The sequence below is a fragment of the Streptomyces sp. NBC_01474 genome, from assembly GCF_035918215.1.
Lineage (GTDB): Bacteria > Actinomycetota > Actinomycetes > Streptomycetales > Streptomycetaceae > Streptomyces > Streptomyces aureus.
In genome coordinates, this window is the sequence record NZ_CP109449.1 from 668,707 (window position 1) to 684,537 (window position 15,831).

The following is a 15,831-nucleotide window of genomic DNA, read 5'->3' on the forward strand; positions in this document are numbered from 1 at the left end:
GGCGGGCCGGGTCTCAGTCGGTGGGCCAGTCCAGGGCGACGTACTTGGTCTCGAGGAACGCCTCGATTCCCTCGCGACCTCCCTCCCGGCCGATGCCGGACTGCTTGACGCCGCCGAAGGGGGCGGCCGTGTCGGAGATCAGGCCACGGTTGAGGCCGACCATGCCGGCCTCCAGGCGTTCGGCGATCCGCAGGCCGCGGGCCAGATCGCGGGTGTAGACGTACGAGGCGAGGCCGTACGCGGTGTCGTTGGCGGCGGTGAGCATCTCCTCCTCGTCGGTGAAAGTGACGATGGGGGCGACCGGGCCGAAGACCTCGGTGTGCAGGATCTCGGCGTCGGCGGGGACGTCGGTGAGGACGGTGGCCGGGTGGTACCAGCCGCCGTCGACGGGCACCTCGCCCTGCGCGGCGATCCGGGCCCCGCGCTGCACGGCGTCCGTGACCAGGCCGCTGATCCGCTCCACGGCCGTCGGGTTGATCATCGGGCCGAGGGTGACCCCCTCGGCGAGACCGGGCCCGGCCTTGACCGCGCGCATCGCGGCGCCGAACTTCTCGGTGAACTCGGCGGCCACGTCGGCGTGCACGTAGAACCGGTTGGCGGCGATGCACACCTCTCCCCCGCCGCGCATCTTCGCGTCCATCGCACCGCGTACGGCGGCATCGACGTCGGCGTCGGCCAGTACCACGAAGGGGGCGTTGCCCCCGAGTTCCATCGTCACGTTGACGACGTGGTCGGCGCACTGGCGCAGCAGGACGCGGCCGGTGGCGGTGGAGCCGGTGAAGGAGAACTTGCGCACACGCTCGTCGTCCAGCCATGCGGAGACGGTCTCGGGGGCGCGATCGGTCGGCAGGACGTTGAGCAGCCCGTCGGGCAGTCCGGCCTCGGCGAGCAGCGCGGCGACGGCCAGCGCGGTCAGGGGTGTCTCGGGGGCCGGCTTGAGCGCTACGGGGCAGCCGGCGGCGAGGGCCGGGGCGATCTTGCGGGTGGCCATCGCGGCGGGGAAGTTCCACGGCGTGACGAACGCGGTGACGCCGACCGGCTGCTTGCTGACCACGTGCCGGAAGCCGCCGGCCGGTGCCTCGCCGAAGCCCGAACCGACGCGTACGGCCTCCTCGGCGAACCAGCGGAAGAACTCGGCGGCGTAGCCGACCTCGGCCTTGGCGTCGCGGTACGCCTTGCCGTTCTCCAGGGTGATGAGCCGGGCGAGGGCGTCGCTGTGCTCGTGCATCAGGCGGAAGGCGCCCGTGAGGATCTCCGAGCGGCGGCGCGCCGGTGTGCGCCGCCACTGCTCGGCCGCGCCCGACGCCGCGTCGAGGGCGGCGGCCGCGTCGGCGGCCGAGGCGGCGCCGACCTCGCGGACGACCTCGCCGGTGGCCGGGTCGTACACGGGGTACGTGCGCCCGTCGGACGCGGCACGCCACTGTCCGCCGATCCACAAGTCTCCTTCTCCGTAAGGTGACTTGACGATGCTGTCGATGTCGATGTCCATGGACTGCTCCTTGCACCGGTCGCGGGCGCTCAGGGCGCGCCGAACCGGCAGATGGAAGAAAGTGTTGCCGAGCAGACCGGCGAAAAGGGCGTGCCGAAGGGCAGGCCCGGTGCGGGGCGGGGACGTCTCTGGGGTCTCTGTCCGTCGCGCTGGGGCCGGGATGCGAGGAATTTACGGGCCGTTAACCGCCGAGAACAAGGTCTCAGCTGCGATCGAGACGCGAGTTGCGCTCAGCGCAACCCCTCCTCGGGCCGCCGTTCACCGCCGCCTACTGCCGCGGCTCCCAGCCGAGCTGGGCCGACACCTTCGCCGCGGCGGCCGCGGCCGCCTGTCCCGCGTGGTCGAGGCGGGACGCGAAACGCTCGGTGGGCGCGGTGACGTTGAGCGCGGCCACGACCCGGCCGCGGAAGTCGTGCACCGCCGCGGAGACTCCGACCAGGCCGGGCTCGAACTCCTCGACCTCCCGGGCGAATCCCTCCGCCTCGGCCCGCCGGATGCGGGACCAGAGGTCGGGCACCGACACCTCCTCCGTGGCCCCGAACCGCACGTACAGCTCGTCCGGGCTGGCACCCTCCAGGAGCACCGGTCCCGCGGAGGTGATCCAGGCGGGGCAACCTCGGCCCTCCCATTCACGCAGCCGGTAGGAGTGCCCCGACACCGAGAGCAGGGTGCGCACCTCCCTGTCATGCAGCACGCACAGGTGTGTGGTCTCCTCCAGGTCCGCGGCCAACCGGTGCATGACCGGCCCCGCCACCCGCACGACCCGGCTCTCCGAGGTCCGCGCGACCAGCGAGAACAGTCGCCAGCCGAGCCGGTACTCCAGGCTGTCGGGATCCCGCTCGACGATGCCCTCGTCGGCGAGCGCCTTCAGCGCCCGGGACACCTGGCTCTTGTCGCGTCCCACCAGCTGGGCTATCCGTACGACGCCGAGGCCGCCGGTGCGGTGGGCCTCGGGCGAGCCCAGGGCTTCCAGAAGATCGACGTCGCGGCGCAGGCCATGGCCCTGGCTGCGGACGGATCGGGGGACGTTCGCTTCGTTCACGCTCGCATCGTAAAGGCGTCGGCCTGCCGCCGAAGCGCCTGGTCAGAGTGTGGTCACGCGGCCATCCGAGCGGCAGGGGGAGCCCGAGGGGTTGCGCGCATCGCAACCCCGGTTTCGATTTCCGGTGCGGGCTTGCACGCCGGACGCACGGCGACCTAGTTTCGCCGAGCAGCCAACCAAAGGCGGGGTACGCCCCGCCGTTGCGGCCACGTCTCGTGCCGCGGGTCGGCACACACACCCCGCAACTCGTCCGGCGCGCCCGCCTGTTAAGCCTTACGCCCCGGCTCGACCCCCTGTCCCGCCCTGATCCTCGTACGGGAGCACCGCCATGTCCTTTGCCTCCACCGCCCTCATCGGTGAAGCCTTCGTCGGCGACGGCGTCAACGCCGCGCACACCAACATCGTCCTCGGCCGCAAGGGCGGTCCGGTCGAGACAGCGTGGGCCACCGCCCTGGCCACGCCCAGCGCGGGGCACGTGCCGTTCATGACGGTCGTGCGCCCCTCCGTGCCGGTGAAGCCGCTGACGCTGTTCGTCAACAAGGCAGCCGCTGACGGGGAGTTGCACGAGCGTGCGACCTGGGGTTCGGCCCAGGCGGGCCTCGCGCAGGGAGTGACCGACGCCTTGCTCGACGGCACCGTCCCCGCCGGCGAGGTGGACGACCTGCTGATCATCGCCGCGATCTGGGTCAACCCGGGTGTCGACGACCTGGACGAGTCCTTCCGCAACCAGCGGGTCGCCGCACACCAGGCTCTGCGCGCCGCCGTCGAGAGCCGGCCCACGCCCGGGGACGTGATCGACGCGGCGAAGTCCGGTGTCACCAACCCGTTCTACACACCGTCGGCGCAGCAGCTCGCGGACTCGGCCCCCAAGGCCTGACCATCCACCCAACTCCCCACTCCCGCAACACGCTTACGGCATTTCACTTACACCCCCGCACTCCGCTGCAGTAAGGAATGATCATGAGGATCGGATTCATCGGTCTGGGCAACATGGGCGGCCACATGGCCCGTCATCTCATCCGGGCGGGGCACCAGGTGACGGTGCACGACACCCGCCCCGAGGCCGCCGCCGAGCACGTGGCTCTCGGCGCCGCGTGGGCGGAGACCGCCGCGCTGTGCGCGAGCGACGCCGAGGTGCTGGTGACGATGCTGCCCAACCCGCGCATCGTCGAGGACGTGCTGCTGCGCGGCGCGGTCGCCGAGGCGCTGCCCGCCGGGTCCCTGTGGATCGACATGTCCACGTCCACGCCGGCCGCCGCCGACCGGGTCGCCGCAGAGGTGCTCGACAGGCGCGGTGTGCGCCGGCTCGACGCGCCGGTGAGCGGTATGGCGCACGGCGCCAAAGCCGGGCAGCTGCAGATCTTCGTCGGCGGCTCCGACACCGACTTCGCGGCGGCGCTGCCCGTCCTTGAGGTGATGGGCGACCCCGACCGCATCCTCCACGTGGGTCCGCTGGGCGCCGGCTACACGGTCAAGCTCATGATCAACCTGCTGTGGTTCACCCACCTCACCGCGTCCGCCGAGGTCCTGGCCATGGGAGTGAAGGCGGGCGTCGGCCTGGACACCCTGCGCAACGCGCTCCTGGCCAGCCCGGCCGCCTCGAACTTCCTCGAGAACGACATCATGTCGATCCTCACCGACGGGGACTACGACGATTCGTTCGCCATGGCACTCGCCTGCAAGGACCTCGGGCTCGCCGTGGACCTGGGCCGCGACATCGGCGTGCCCACCGAACTGTCGGCGCTGGTCGAGCAGATCTACCGCCGCTCCAAGGCCCAGCACGGCGACCTGGCGGGCGAGATGAGCCCGGTCCGTCTGTACGAGTCCCTGGCGGGCCAGGAATTCCGGCTCCCGGCGAACAAGGCACGGGAGGCGGGTACACCGGCGGCCGTGTGACCGGAGCGGCCTCGGCGGCATGAGGTGGCGCTTGGGCCCGGTGCCGGGTGTGGCACCGGGCCCAGGCGATGGGCTCCCCCGCACCTCCCAGCCGCCTCCGTTTGGCTCTGTGCCCGCGCGGGCCCGGCCGGGAGGGCAGAGCATTTCGGTGTCAGCCGTACCGGAACGATCAGGAGTGCTCATGGCGACAGGCTGGGGCGAGCGACCCGCGACCGGCGCCGGGGGAAGCGGCGCCGAGTGGCTGCCGGCCCTCGACGTCCCCGCGCCCGAACGTCAGAGACGCTGGACCGTGCTGCTGCGGTGGTTGCTGCTGATTCCCCAGTTCGTGGTGCTGTTCCTCCTCGCTGTCGCGGCGTTCTTCGTCGTGATCGCCGGCTGGTTCGCGGCTTTGTTCATGGGGCGTCTGCCGGACGGGATCTTCTCGTTCCTGGGCTCCGTCGTGGCTTACGAGACCCGGGTCAACGCGAGCGCCACGCTGTTGGTCGACCGCTACCCGCCCTTCGCCTTCTCGGCCCCGCAATACCCGGTGCAGATCGAACTCCGCGCCACCCCGCTCAACCGTCTCGCGGTGTTCTTCCGCCTGATCCTGCTCATCCCCGCAGCCATCGTCGCGACCCTCGTCCGCAGCGGCTGGGTCACGCTCAGCTGGGTGTTCTGGCTCATCGCCCTCATCCTGGGGCGCCTGCCCGCTCCGCTGTACGCCGCGACGGCAGCCGTCGTCCGGTACAGCCTGCGTCTGAACGCGTATACCTTGCTGCTCACGCCCGCCTACCCCAAGCGGCTCTTCGGCGACGAGCCGGTATCCGCGGAGGAGGTCCACTCGGGCACACGGCCGCTGCTGCTCGACACCGCGGCCAAGGTCCTCGTCGTGCTGTTCCTGCTGCTCGGCCTGGTCGGACAGATCGCCAACAGCACCGTCGACTACGACTCCGACTACGCCGACAACATCACCGACCACTCGGCCGGCGCCGTGGCGCCGGACCACTTCTGACCGGTCCCACAGCGTCAAGGAGGCGATGACACACTCATCATGACAGGTCAGAAGGCATTTTCGTAGGACGAACGGCACAGGTCACCAGGCTTGTTCGGCCCTCTCGGATGCACCCAAAATCTCCGCTATGAATCATTCGGGGAACGTCGATCAGGACGACATAGTGCGAGCGCGGAATGTGCTGCTCGCTTCCGGACGCCGCACTCCGCGCGAGGAAGTCGACGCCTACCGAGTACTCGCCCAGGTCAGCCCCGCCGCTTACCTGCCCCGGTTGGCCAAGGCCCTGCAGCGCCTGAGCTACGACACCAGCTCCGGCCGACCGCACGACGCCTGTCTCGCGCTGCGTGAGGAGGCGGTGGCCGCGGCGCGGGCCATTGATCCGGCCGAACCTGCCCGTGCGGACCTTCTGTACGACGCGCTCGACAGCTGCCAGAGAGAGCTCTACGCCCAGGGCCGGCGCACCGAAGGCCTCGCCATGCGCGCCGAGATGCTCGCCGTCGGCCGTGCGCAGGCCGACCTGACCCGAGACCCCAGGGTCCGGGGGCTGCGTGACTGGGCTGCCGGCCTTTCCGAGGAAGGCCGCTTCGCCGAGGCTGCCGACGCGCTGACCGAGTGGGTCGGGGCACTTCTGCCCCACGGGCCCAACAGCGGGAGTCTCGCCTGGTCACTCCTGGAATGGATCGCCGCTCTGGATGCCGCCGGCCGACCCGGCGAAGCACTCGCGGCCTTCGAAATACTCGTCGATATGGAAGCGGCCGAGGCCGCGAACGATCGCGGCCCGATGGCCTGCCACTTCTACTCCCTGCTCGGCTACGCACACATGCTCGACACCTACGGCCGAGACGAACAGGCCACTGCCGTACGGCAAGACGCGCTCGCCTTGCTGACGGAGTTGGCCGCCACGGGCGAGCGCAGGTCCTCCAGCAGCTATCAAGCAACCTACTGGGCGGTCCTGCTGCCCTTCTACGGCGCCGACACAGAGCGGCAGGCGTCCGGTGAACCGCGCTTCCCTTCGGGATCAACGCCCATGGTGTGGACTCCCGATGTCAAGCAGCGCTACTTCGACAGCCGTATCACTCTGCGCGAAGAGGTGGACAGCCTGGCCCTGAGAGCCGCTGAAGATCCAGATCAGCACTTGGCCGAACTGGTGCGGCTTCACCGCGTCCTCACCGTCCGCTCCGCTGTCTACTGGGAACAGTGCACCCATCTGTTCGCGGAGCGAGTGCGCCCTCTGTTCAACGAAGGGGTGAGCCTGGCCCGCCAGTTGTCGCGGCAGGACCCGGCAGACGGTCCCCGCACACTGGCCAAGGTTCTGATCGACCGATCGACCTTTCACACCGCGGCCCGCGAGTTCGGGCCCGCTCTCGATGACTTCCGCCAAGCCATGAGCCACCTGGGTGAAGCCGACTGGCACAACGGGCGGGAGGTCACTCCGCAGGCGCGTCCGGGCGGATGATCGTCACCGGGCACGGAGCGTGCTGCGCCACCTGCTGACTCACCGAACCGAGCAGGGCCCGGTGAAAGCCTCCGTGGCCACGGCTGCCCACGACCAGCATCTCGGCGCCCTCGGCCGAATCCACCAGCACTTCCGCCGCGTTACCACGCACCAACCGTTCCTGCACCAGGGATCCGCCGTCCTCGCCGAGGACGGCGCGGACCTCCTCGACCAGACCCTGCTCGGCCTGGGCCTCGTCGAAGTCGGTGTCCACCGCCGGGGCCGACCACGACGCCATACCGGGTACCTCCCACACCGAGACCGCCTCCACCTTCCCGCCCACGAGGCCCGCGTACCTGACCGCCCAGCGCAGCGCGGCCTGCGACGAGGGCGAACCGTCGACGCCCACTACGATCCTCGGCACCCTGTCCATTGCGTTCACCCTTCCGACGCCCTCACACCCACAGTCTCCGAAACCCGAACACACCGCCACGCGAGGCGGCGGGCGTCAGGCGCAGGACATATCGGCCTCGAGGGTGCCGGGCCTCACGCGTCCGCGACCCAGCTCCCGTGGAAGCCGAGCGGTACCCGGCCCGGAAGGTGGATACGGGCCAGGGGACGGGCGGTGAAGTCCTGGGCGGAGAGGATCACCAGGTCGCTGGCTCCGCGGTCGGGGTTGTGCACGTAGGACAGGAGGTAGCCGTCGTCCTCGTCCCGCGCCCCGCGGCGTGGCACGAACACCGGCTCTCCGGCCGCCGCGCCGTTCGGGAAGCGGTGCACCTGCCGGCTGCCGCGCAGCATGTCGTGCTTGACCAGGCAGTTGGTGAACTTGTCGTCCGGCGGCACCCCGTCGACCGTTTCGTAGGCGCGCCACATCTCCGCGGCGCTGGCCGTGTAAGCGAAGCGGTGCCGTCGCGACACCAGGGACTCGTTGACGCGGGGGAACTCCTGCGGCAGGTCGTCGAGCCGGGTACTGGTCACTCGGCCCGCACGCAGGTCGATGGTCCACCGGTCGAGTACGGGTGTGCCGGTCGTGGAGGGCCCGCCGTTGCCCCGGCCCGCGGCGTAGAACGGGGCGGGCATGGTGGTCAGTTCCATGACGACGGTGTCGCCCTGGTCGTACGCGTTGAGCGTGTGCGAGTAGAACACCGGATCGATCTCGAACCAGCGCGTGGCGCCGCCACTTCGGGGCGTCACCCCCACCCGCATCGGGTGCTTCGGGTTCCACACATAGGGCACGGGTGCGCCCGCCTCGGCGGCTGCCATGTCGAAGGTGATCGGCACGTCGACGACCACCACGTACTTCCCGGTCAGGGCGAAGTCGTGCATCATCGGCGCGTCCGCGACCGGGATCGTGGTGGTCCGTGCCACGCGGCCGGTCCCGTCGACCACGAGGTGCCGCACGTGGTCCCAGGTCGGGTAGTACGCCACGGCGTGCAGTTCGTCCGCGGCCACGTCGTACTTGGTGTGCGCGGTGAACGCGCCCTCCAGCGTGGAGCGGAAGTCGTAGGGCCGCACCGTGTTCAGTTCGCCGTCCAGTTCGTACGGCAGTGGTCCGCTCTCCTGGAGGGCCAGGATGCGTCCCTTGTACGGGATGACGTGTGTGTTGCAGGCGAAGTCGTCCGGCGGGGCCTGGCCCGGGTACGGCTCACCCAGTTTCCGTGCCACCTGCGAGGAACGCACCCACCGGTTGCGATACCACTCGGCGCGCCCGCCGCGCAGCCGCACCCCGTGCACCATGCCGTCGCCGAGCATCCAGTGGTGCGCCCGCGGGTCCTCAAGTCCCAGGGCGTTGGGGCCGGTACGCAGGTAGCGGCCGTCCAGGTCGCGTGGCACCCGGCCGGTCACCTCGAGGCCGAACGCCGTGAGTTCCTCGGTGACCGGCGCGAACGCGCCCTCCAGGAACGGAGTTGAGTCCCCTGCCCCGGCCGCCGTGCCGCGGATGGCAGCCTGTGCCTCGGTGGTGCGGAAACCGGGACCGTAGCCCCCGACGACGCTTCCGGCTGCCGCGATTGCCGCTCCCTGGAGGACCCTTCGGCGTGTGTGACCGCTCATCGCTCTTTCCCCGTCCTTGGCCGGTGCCCGGCGTTTCTTCGCCGGTGCTGGGAAAAGCCTGCCGCGCGGACGACTGCGAGTCAGGTGGCCTGGGCCCCATCGGGGGGTGGTGCCGGCAACACCCCCACCAGGGTCGCTAACCGGAAACGTCAGCCGTGTCCCGGCCGGCGGGAACCTCACCCGTGTCAGGGCCCCCGGCCAGCCGCAGCGTCACGACGGCTGCCAGGCCCGCCGCGATGCCGAAGGTAAGCGCGGCCGGGACGCCGCTGCCGAGCGCCGAGAACCGGTGCACAGGCCCGTACACACCGGCCGTGTCGTCGATCGCCATGTGCAGCACTTGGCTCGCCAGCAGCCCCAGTACGGTTGCGCAGACCGCGCCCACCGCCATCGCCGGCACCGTGGCGCGCGTGAGCAGGCCGGGCAGCAGTCGCAGCGCCCACCACACCACGGCCAGCATGAGCACGTCGACGGCCCGGTACAGCAGCCAGTCCCCCAGCCCAGTGCTCGCCGGGCCCGTCCAGCCACCGAGCAGCAGCCACTGGCGCAGCAGGTCGCCGGGCTCGGACAGCATTCCTCCACCGCCGAACGAGGTCTGGATCCAGGCCGCCACCGACTGGTACGAGAGGACCACCAGCGACAACGCGACCACCACAGTCCCCACGCTCGCGGACAGGCGTGCAGCGCGCGGCGGCACGCTGTGCCGGGGCAGCGGATCCTCACCCTTGGCGGTCACACGCGCCACGAGCACCGTGACCACGGCGGTCAACAGCCCGGCGAACACCGTGACCGGGCCGCTCGACGCGATCACACTCGCCAGTGCCGGCAGGACCCGGTAGCTGCCGTGCCCCCTCGACGCGATCAGCCACGGTGCGGAGAGGGTCACTGCCAGCGTTCCGGCCACCGGGGCCCACGCCCACAGGGCGAGCAGCGTGGCCGGCGTACGGCCCCGCGTCGGCGGAATCCTGCGGACCAGGAGCAGCGCACCGGCCAGGAAGAGCACGAAGACCGCCACGAATCTGATCTGCATCGCGGTGCTGTACAGATCGGCGTACTGGGTCTCTCCGCCCATCAGCGTGCTTCCACCGACAGGCCCGCCGGACATCAGCTCCGCCGTGGAGTCGTACGCCCAGGGTGTGAGCCAGCGTTCGAGCTCGATCACGGACTGGGGGTCGAACACGCTCGTGGTGCCGCGCAGTTGCAGTGCGTGCGTGCTCGCCCCCGCCCACCACAGCAACAGCGTGATCAGCAGACCTCCGACCAGTGCCGGTATCACCGCGCGCCGATATGTCATGTGTCGTCCCCCGCCTTGGCTCTGCAGCCCTGTGTGCTGCGATGAGCGGAAGAATAAGGGGTGGTGATCTCGTACGGCATGCGTCCCGCAGTACCGATGCGGAGGGCGTCGTGACACCTCCCCACCGTCAGCGGTTCCGGCAGGGGATGACGATGGGAGTGCCTGTGCGGGGATGGGCAAGGACCTCGACCGGCTGGCGGTACACGTCGCCGAGGAGCGTTTCGTCGTAGGCCTCGGACGGAGTGCCGGTGGCGTCGACGCGGCCGTCGTGGAGCACGGCGGTGCGATCGGCGTAGGCCGCGGCGAGGGTCAGGTCGTGGAGGACGACGACCACCGCGTCCCCGGCGGCCGCGCGCTCGCGGCACAGGCACAGGACCAGTTCCTGGTGGCGTAGGTCGAGCGCGGCGAACTTCCCCTCCACAGCACGCGTTACGGTGGACGACCTGATCGTTTGAGAAGTGACACGACGGCCACGCCGTCGTCGGGGGAAGTGAGTAACCATGGCCATGGTGGGGCTGTTCTGGATCGCCGAGGGCGACGTGTACGTGGGCGCGAAGCCGTCCGGTGTGGCTCCTGGAGTACGCCTGACCCCCGAGGGTGTGGTGGGCCTCGGCGACAGACAGTTCGGCCTCCATCTGTGGGAGGACGTGACCGCCCTGACGGTGACGGACATCCCCGTGAAGTCCCTGATGCGGCGGGTCGGCGTGGTCAAGGATCTGGCCCTGAGCGCGGTGACGGAGCTGGCGCTGCCCGTGAGCTCCGGCCGCCTCGACGACGCCCCGCCCCTGATGACCGGGCATGGGGCCGCACACGGGAGGGCGGATCGCCTCGGAGCTCACAGCGGGAGCAGTTGTTGCGGAAGTGGACGGCCTAGGGGGTCCGACTCGTACGGCACGCAGTCACAGTCGACCGGCCGGCCGCCGCGCCGACGTCGGCGTCCGGGCTGCTGATCCCTCTTCTGCGTAGCCACGCACCGGATACCGTCTCGACACAACCGGACCGGACGGCACGGCAGTCGCCCACCTGGTCGGGCACTCACACGGTCGCCCCCAGCGCCGCACCCTCGCCCTGCGCGTGCTCGGTGAAGCGGCCGATCGACTCGGCGACGACGATCGGCTTGTCGACGCCGTCCGCCTCGATGGTCATCTGCGTCACGACGTTGACCTGTCCGGGCTTCACCACGTCGACCGACAGGAACGTCCCGCGCATCCGGATACGCGAGTTCACCGGCAGCGGATGAATGAAGCGAACCTTGTTGTAGCCATAGTTGAGGCTGTGCGCGAAGCCGTCGAACGCCATCAGCTCCTCCATGAAGCGCGGACCGCGCGACAGGCTGTACAGGCCGTGCGCGATGGTCGACCCGAACGGACTCTGCGCCGCACGCTCGGGATCGACGTGGATCCACTGGTGATCGCCGGTGAGGTCGGCGAAGGCGTCGATCCGTTCCTGTGTCACGGTGTGCCACTGGGTCGGGCCGATCTCCGTGCCGATCAGGTTCACCAGATCTTCGACGGTCGTCGGGCGCAGTTGTGCCGTGGTCTCGGTCATGGCAGCTCCTGGAATCCGGGGGACGCCGACGACGGTATTCGAAGATGAATCCGGCTTCAATATCTGGACCGGATCACTTCACTGCTTGACGCCATCTGCCGCAGGCGGCACGCTCAGTAAGACTTGAATCCGACGTCAATACCGACATGCTCACATACAGAGACTGACGAGACCGTGCCGCTCAGCGGTAGGGACAACCCTCAACGTCTCTCTCCCCCCGAACTGCAGTTGCCCAGCCGCATGCCGAACGGCTCAACAGACACCTGGAGCACCCTTGAGGCAAGCCGTCATCGTTTCGACCGCCCGCACCCCCATCGCCAAGGCCTACCGCGGCGCCTACAACGACACACAGCCGCAGGAGCTCACGGCCCATGCGCTCGCGGCCGCCGTCGAGCGTGCCGGCCTGGAGGGCGGTGAGATCGAGGACGTCGTCATCGGCGTCGCCGCGCAGCAGGGCGCCGGCGGCTTCAACCTGGCACGGCAGGCGATTCTGCGCGCCGGGATACCCGACTCCGTGCCCGGCATGACGATCGACCGGCAGTGCTCGTCGGGGCTCATGGCCATCGCCACGGCGGCGAAGCAGATCGTCCACGACGGCATGCAGATCGCCGTGGGCGGTGGCGCGGAGTCCATCTCGCTCGTGCAGAACGAACACGCCAACTCCTATCGTGCGCAGGACCCTTGGCTCACCGAGCACCGCCCGGACCTGTACTTTCCGATGCTGCGGACCGCCGAGATCGTTGCGGAGCGGTACAGGGTCAGCCGTGAGCGGCAGGACGCGTTCGCGCTGCTGTCCCAGACGCGGACGGCCGCCGCGCAGGAGGCGGGCCGGTTCGATGCCGAGATCGTGCCCCTGGTCACGACCAAGCTCGTACAGGACAAGGCGACCGGCGAGGTGCGCCGGGAGCAGGTCACGCTCACCGCCGACGAGGGAAATCGGCCCGGTACGACCCTTGACGGTCTCGGCACGTTGAAGGCGGTGCTGCCGGACGGCGCCGCGGGAGCCGTCTCGACGGTGACGGCGGGCAATTCGTCCCAGCTCTCGGACGGGGCGTCGGCGTCGGTCCTGATGGAAGCCGCGGAGGCCGAGCGGCGCGGGCTCGAGCCGCTCGGGGCGTACCGCGGCATGGCCGTGGCCGGGTGCGGGCCCGACGAGATGGGCATCGGACCCGTGTTCGCCATCCCCAAGCTCCTCAAGGAACACGGGCTTTCGGTCGACGACATCGGCCTGTGGGAACTCAACGAGGCGTTCGCTTCCCAGGCGGTGCACTGCCGGGACGCGCTCGGCATCAATCCCGACCGGTGCAATGTCGACGGCGGCGCGATCGCGGTCGGCCATCCGTACGGCATGACCGGGGCCCGCCTGGTCGGCCACGCGCTCGTGGAGGGGCGGCGGCGCGGTGTCCGCCATGTGGTGATCACCATGTGCATCGGCGGCGGGATGGGGGCCGCCGGGCTCTTCGAGGTGCTCTGACGGGTCCGAGGGGGTCCGAGAGGTCCTGAACGGCTCCGGTGCCCGTGCCGCCTGTCACGGGCACCGGAGCCATCAGCACGTACGGACCACTGCGTGCCGGACGCGATCGCGTGTGTCTACAGCGCGCCCTTCTCGGCGTCTCCCGCCGGAAGCGCGTCGAAGACGGCGACATCCGCCGGTCCCTCCAACGCGTCCTTCAGTGCGCGTCCGATCCCGGCGAGCGCGGCGCCCTTGCCGTGGGTGTGGAGCGCTTCCTTGGACTCCCATTTCTCGACCATGACGAAGTGGCCGGTGGTGCCGGTCTTGCGGTGCAGGGCCCAGCGGGCGCACCCCGGCTCCGCGTGCACATCGGCCGCGGCTTCTCGCAGAGTCTTCTCGACGAGTTCCTCCTGGCCGGGCTTGGCGTTCATGGTGGCGATGACGACGTACGACATGGGGTGGCTCTCCTTGAATCGGGCGATGGGTCGGCGGAGCGTGGCGCGGTGTCAGAGGCCGTGGTGGGTGGCCAGTTCCCAGGCGTGGTCGACCGTCTGGTCGATGTAGGCGGTGCTGGGCGGGCCGCCCTCCGCGGCGTTGCGTGGCTCGTCGAGGGCGCGTCGCAGGACGCCTTCGCCGATGACCGCCACTTTCCACACGGCGAGTACGTGCCAGAAGGCGAGCTCCGGCCCGATGTCGCGGCCGCTCGACGCGGCATAGCTCTGGATGAGTTCGTCGCGTCGGGCGAAGCCGTCCAGTGCCGTGACGCCGGGGGCGGGGCGCTCCGCCGGGACTTCGCCGGGCTCGGGCCAGTAGGCGAGCAGGGTGCCCAGGTCGGCCATCGGGTCGCCGAGCGTCGACAGCTCCCAGTCGAGCGCGGCGCGTACGGTGCCGGTGTCCGGCGAGCAGATCACGTTGCGCACGTGCAGGTCTCCGTGGACCAGGACGAGGTTCTGCCGCTCGGGGACGCGTCGGTGGAGCAGCTCGGTGAGCCGGTCGAGGGCGGGCAAATCGCGGGTGCGGCTCTGGTCCCACTGCCGTGACCATCGCTTCAACTGCCGTTCGGCGTAAGGCCGGTGGCTCGCCAGGTCGTGCAGGCCGGTCTTCTCCAGGTCCACCGCGTGGATCGCGGCGAGTGTACGTGTCAGCGACGGCCCCAGGCCCGCACGTACCGGCGTGGGCAGGGCCTCGGCCACGTCCAGGCCGTCGAGCACAATCCCGTCGACGTGCTCCATCACCAGGTGGTGCACGCCGTCGTCGTCACACAGGCCGACCACGGCGGGTACGGGGACCTGGGTGCCGGCGAGTGCCGCCAGGATGCGGTGTTCGCGCCCGACGTCGTGGGCGGTGGGAAGCAGGTTGCCGAGCGGCGGACGGCGGACCACCCAGCACTGGCCGTCGGCGTCGTCGACGCGGTAGGTGAGGTTGCTCTGGCCGAGGCCGATGCGCCGGGCGGTGAGCGGACCGGTCACCTGCTCGCCCCGCTCGCCCAGCCATCGGGCGAGCGCGCCGAGGTCGGTGCCCACCGGCGCCCCGGCATGTGCGTCGACGGACTTCATACGGCGACCGGGCCGTGAGACAGCTCGAACACGAATCCTCCAACGGTCATGTCTCTTACAGTTTCACCGACGGCCGCCCGGCGCGAGGTCCACGCGAGATCCGCCCTCATCAGACACGGGCGGTGCACAGCAGCGACGCGGTGCGTCAGGTCACTTCACCGCGTCCTGATAGCGCCGCATGCCGCGCAGCCACCGGTCGTAGTCGCTGCCCTTGTGACGGTAGAAGTCGAGTACCTGCGGGTGCGGCAGGACGAGGAACCGTTCGTCCCCGACCGCCTCCATCACGTGATCGGCGACGTCGAGCGGCAGCAGCAGCTCGCCGGATTCCAACACGGCGCGTGCCGCTGCGCGTTCCACCGGATCGTCCGACCGGGTGCCGGACATGAGCAGCTCGGTCTCGACCCCCTGCGGGCACAGGCAGCTCACCCGCACCCCACTGTCCCCGTACGTCACCGAGAGCCACTCGGCGAACGCCACCGCGCCGTGCTTGCTGACGGAGTACGTCGCGGAGCCGATCTGCGTGAGCAGGCCGGCGGCCGAGGCCGTACTGAAGAAGTAACCGGCGCCGCGTTCCACCCAGCGTGGCACCAGCAGCTTCGCGGCACGCACGTGCGCCATCACGTTGACGTCGAGCGACCGGCTCCACTCCTCCTCGCTCGCGTCGAGCCCCGCGCCACCGCCGACCCCGGCGTTCGCGAAGTACAGGTCGACCGGTCCGAACCGCTCCTCGGCCGCACCGACGATCCGCTCCAGATCCGCCGTCGACGCGGCATTGCCCGCCACTCCCCCGACCCGCTCGCCGTGCGAACCGGCCAGCAGCTTGACCGTCGCCTCCAGGCGACCGGCGTCGAGGTCCGTCAGCAGGACGCCTTGAGCGCCGTGTTCCAGGAGGCGCTGGGCGATCGCAGCGCCGATGCCGCCCGCCGCTCCCGTGACGATCGCGACTTTCCCGTTGATCTGCACGAACTCTCCCGTTCAGTTGCTCGACCGGCTCTCCTCAGGCTCCTGCACCGTAGATGAATCCGGCGTCACCTTCAATGACCTGTACCACGGAGGGCCCGACCCGCCGAGTGCA

At 70.2% G+C, this 15,831-nt stretch carries 15 protein-coding genes and 1 pseudogene; 6 read left to right on the forward strand and 10 right to left on the reverse strand.

Annotated features, from left to right (window positions below; translation table 11 throughout):
- Positions 1-13 precede the first annotated feature (13 nt).
- Positions 14-1,489 (reverse strand): NAD-dependent succinate-semialdehyde dehydrogenase, encoded by a 1,476-nt coding sequence (locus OG758_RS03260; RefSeq protein WP_326708512.1) that lies wholly within the window; start codon positions 1,487-1,489, stop codon positions 14-16.
- Positions 1,490-1,757: 268 nt separating this feature from the next.
- Positions 1,758-2,531, reverse strand: a complete 774-nt coding sequence (locus OG758_RS03265; protein WP_326708513.1) for an IclR family transcriptional regulator — start codon at positions 2,529-2,531, stop codon at positions 1,758-1,760.
- Between the two features lie 328 nt (positions 2,532-2,859).
- Between OG758_RS03265 and fae the strand changes: the two genes are divergently transcribed.
- The 4 genes from fae to OG758_RS03285 all read left to right on the forward strand — a co-directional run bounded on the left by fae (position 2,860) and on the right by OG758_RS03285 (position 6,874).
- On the forward strand, positions 2,860-3,408 hold the full coding sequence (fae, locus tag OG758_RS03270) for a formaldehyde-activating enzyme (protein ID WP_326708514.1): 549 nt from the start codon (positions 2,860-2,862) through the stop codon (positions 3,406-3,408).
- A gap of 83 nt (positions 3,409-3,491) precedes the next feature.
- The gene (locus tag OG758_RS03275; RefSeq protein ID WP_326708515.1) at positions 3,492-4,427 is read left to right on the forward strand and encodes an NAD(P)-dependent oxidoreductase; all 936 of its coding nucleotides are present in this window, start codon (positions 3,492-3,494) and stop codon (positions 4,425-4,427) included.
- A gap of 181 nt (positions 4,428-4,608) precedes the next feature.
- The gene (locus tag OG758_RS03280; RefSeq protein ID WP_326708516.1) at positions 4,609-5,418 is read left to right on the forward strand and encodes a DUF4389 domain-containing protein; all 810 of its coding nucleotides are present in this window, start codon (positions 4,609-4,611) and stop codon (positions 5,416-5,418) included.
- Between the two features lie 271 nt (positions 5,419-5,689).
- Complete coding sequence (locus tag OG758_RS03285) at positions 5,690-6,874, forward strand: hypothetical protein (protein WP_326708517.1); 1,185 nt, start codon at positions 5,690-5,692, stop codon at positions 6,872-6,874.
- Here OG758_RS03285 and OG758_RS03290 read toward each other — a convergent pair.
- From OG758_RS03290 to OG758_RS03305, 4 genes and pseudogenes are all read right to left on the reverse strand, one after another.
- The gene (locus tag OG758_RS03290) at positions 6,846-7,268 is read right to left on the reverse strand and encodes a universal stress protein (protein WP_442810411.1); all 423 of its coding nucleotides are present in this window, start codon (positions 7,266-7,268) and stop codon (positions 6,846-6,848) included. The two genes, OG758_RS03285 and OG758_RS03290, sit on opposite strands and share 29 nt — an antisense overlap.
- Before the next feature lie 131 nt (positions 7,269-7,399).
- Positions 7,400-8,908 carry a carotenoid oxygenase family protein gene (locus tag OG758_RS03295; protein WP_326708519.1) on the reverse strand — a complete coding sequence of 503 codons (1,509 nt, stop codon included), beginning with the start codon at positions 8,906-8,908 and terminating at the stop codon, positions 7,400-7,402.
- 136 nt (positions 8,909-9,044) lie between these two features.
- Complete coding sequence (locus tag OG758_RS03300; protein ID WP_326708520.1) at positions 9,045-10,199, reverse strand: hypothetical protein; 1,155 nt, start codon at positions 10,197-10,199, stop codon at positions 9,045-9,047.
- Between the two features lie 127 nt (positions 10,200-10,326).
- Positions 10,327-10,605: pseudogene (locus OG758_RS03305) on the reverse strand (hemin ABC transporter ATP-binding protein); the annotation flags it as partial.
- A gap of 94 nt (positions 10,606-10,699) precedes the next feature.
- On the opposite strand from OG758_RS03305, the gene OG758_RS03310 reads away from it, so the two are divergent.
- Complete coding sequence (locus OG758_RS03310) at positions 10,700-11,149, forward strand: hypothetical protein (protein ID WP_326708521.1); 450 nt, start codon at positions 10,700-10,702, stop codon at positions 11,147-11,149.
- A gap of 85 nt (positions 11,150-11,234) precedes the next feature.
- Here OG758_RS03310 and OG758_RS03315 read toward each other — a convergent pair whose 3' ends face one another.
- A complete protein-coding gene (locus tag OG758_RS03315) occupies positions 11,235-11,747 on the reverse strand; it encodes a MaoC family dehydratase (protein WP_227299666.1) in 513 nt (170 codons plus the stop codon).
- A gap of 274 nt (positions 11,748-12,021) precedes the next feature.
- Here OG758_RS03315 and OG758_RS03320 point away from each other — a divergent pair, with 274 nt between their 5' ends.
- Positions 12,022-13,221: an acetyl-CoA C-acyltransferase gene (locus OG758_RS03320; RefSeq protein ID WP_326708522.1), complete on the forward strand. Its 1,200-nt coding sequence runs from the start codon at positions 12,022-12,024 to the stop codon at positions 13,219-13,221.
- Positions 13,222-13,337: 116 nt separating this feature from the next.
- Here the strand turns inward: OG758_RS03320 and OG758_RS03325 are convergent, their stop codons facing one another.
- The 3 genes from OG758_RS03325 to OG758_RS03335 all read right to left on the reverse strand — a co-directional run bounded on the left by OG758_RS03325 (position 13,338) and on the right by OG758_RS03335 (position 15,719).
- The gene (locus OG758_RS03325) at positions 13,338-13,655 is read right to left on the reverse strand and encodes a putative quinol monooxygenase (RefSeq protein WP_326708523.1); all 318 of its coding nucleotides are present in this window, start codon (positions 13,653-13,655) and stop codon (positions 13,338-13,340) included.
- A 51-nt stretch (positions 13,656-13,706) separates the two neighbouring features.
- On the reverse strand, positions 13,707-14,756 hold the full coding sequence (locus OG758_RS03330; RefSeq protein WP_326708524.1) for a phosphotransferase family protein: 1,050 nt from the start codon (positions 14,754-14,756) through the stop codon (positions 13,707-13,709).
- 150 nt (positions 14,757-14,906) lie between these two features.
- Positions 14,907-15,719, reverse strand: a complete 813-nt coding sequence (locus tag OG758_RS03335) for an SDR family oxidoreductase (RefSeq protein ID WP_326708525.1) — start codon at positions 15,717-15,719, stop codon at positions 14,907-14,909.
- Positions 15,720-15,831: the final 112 nt, after the last annotated feature.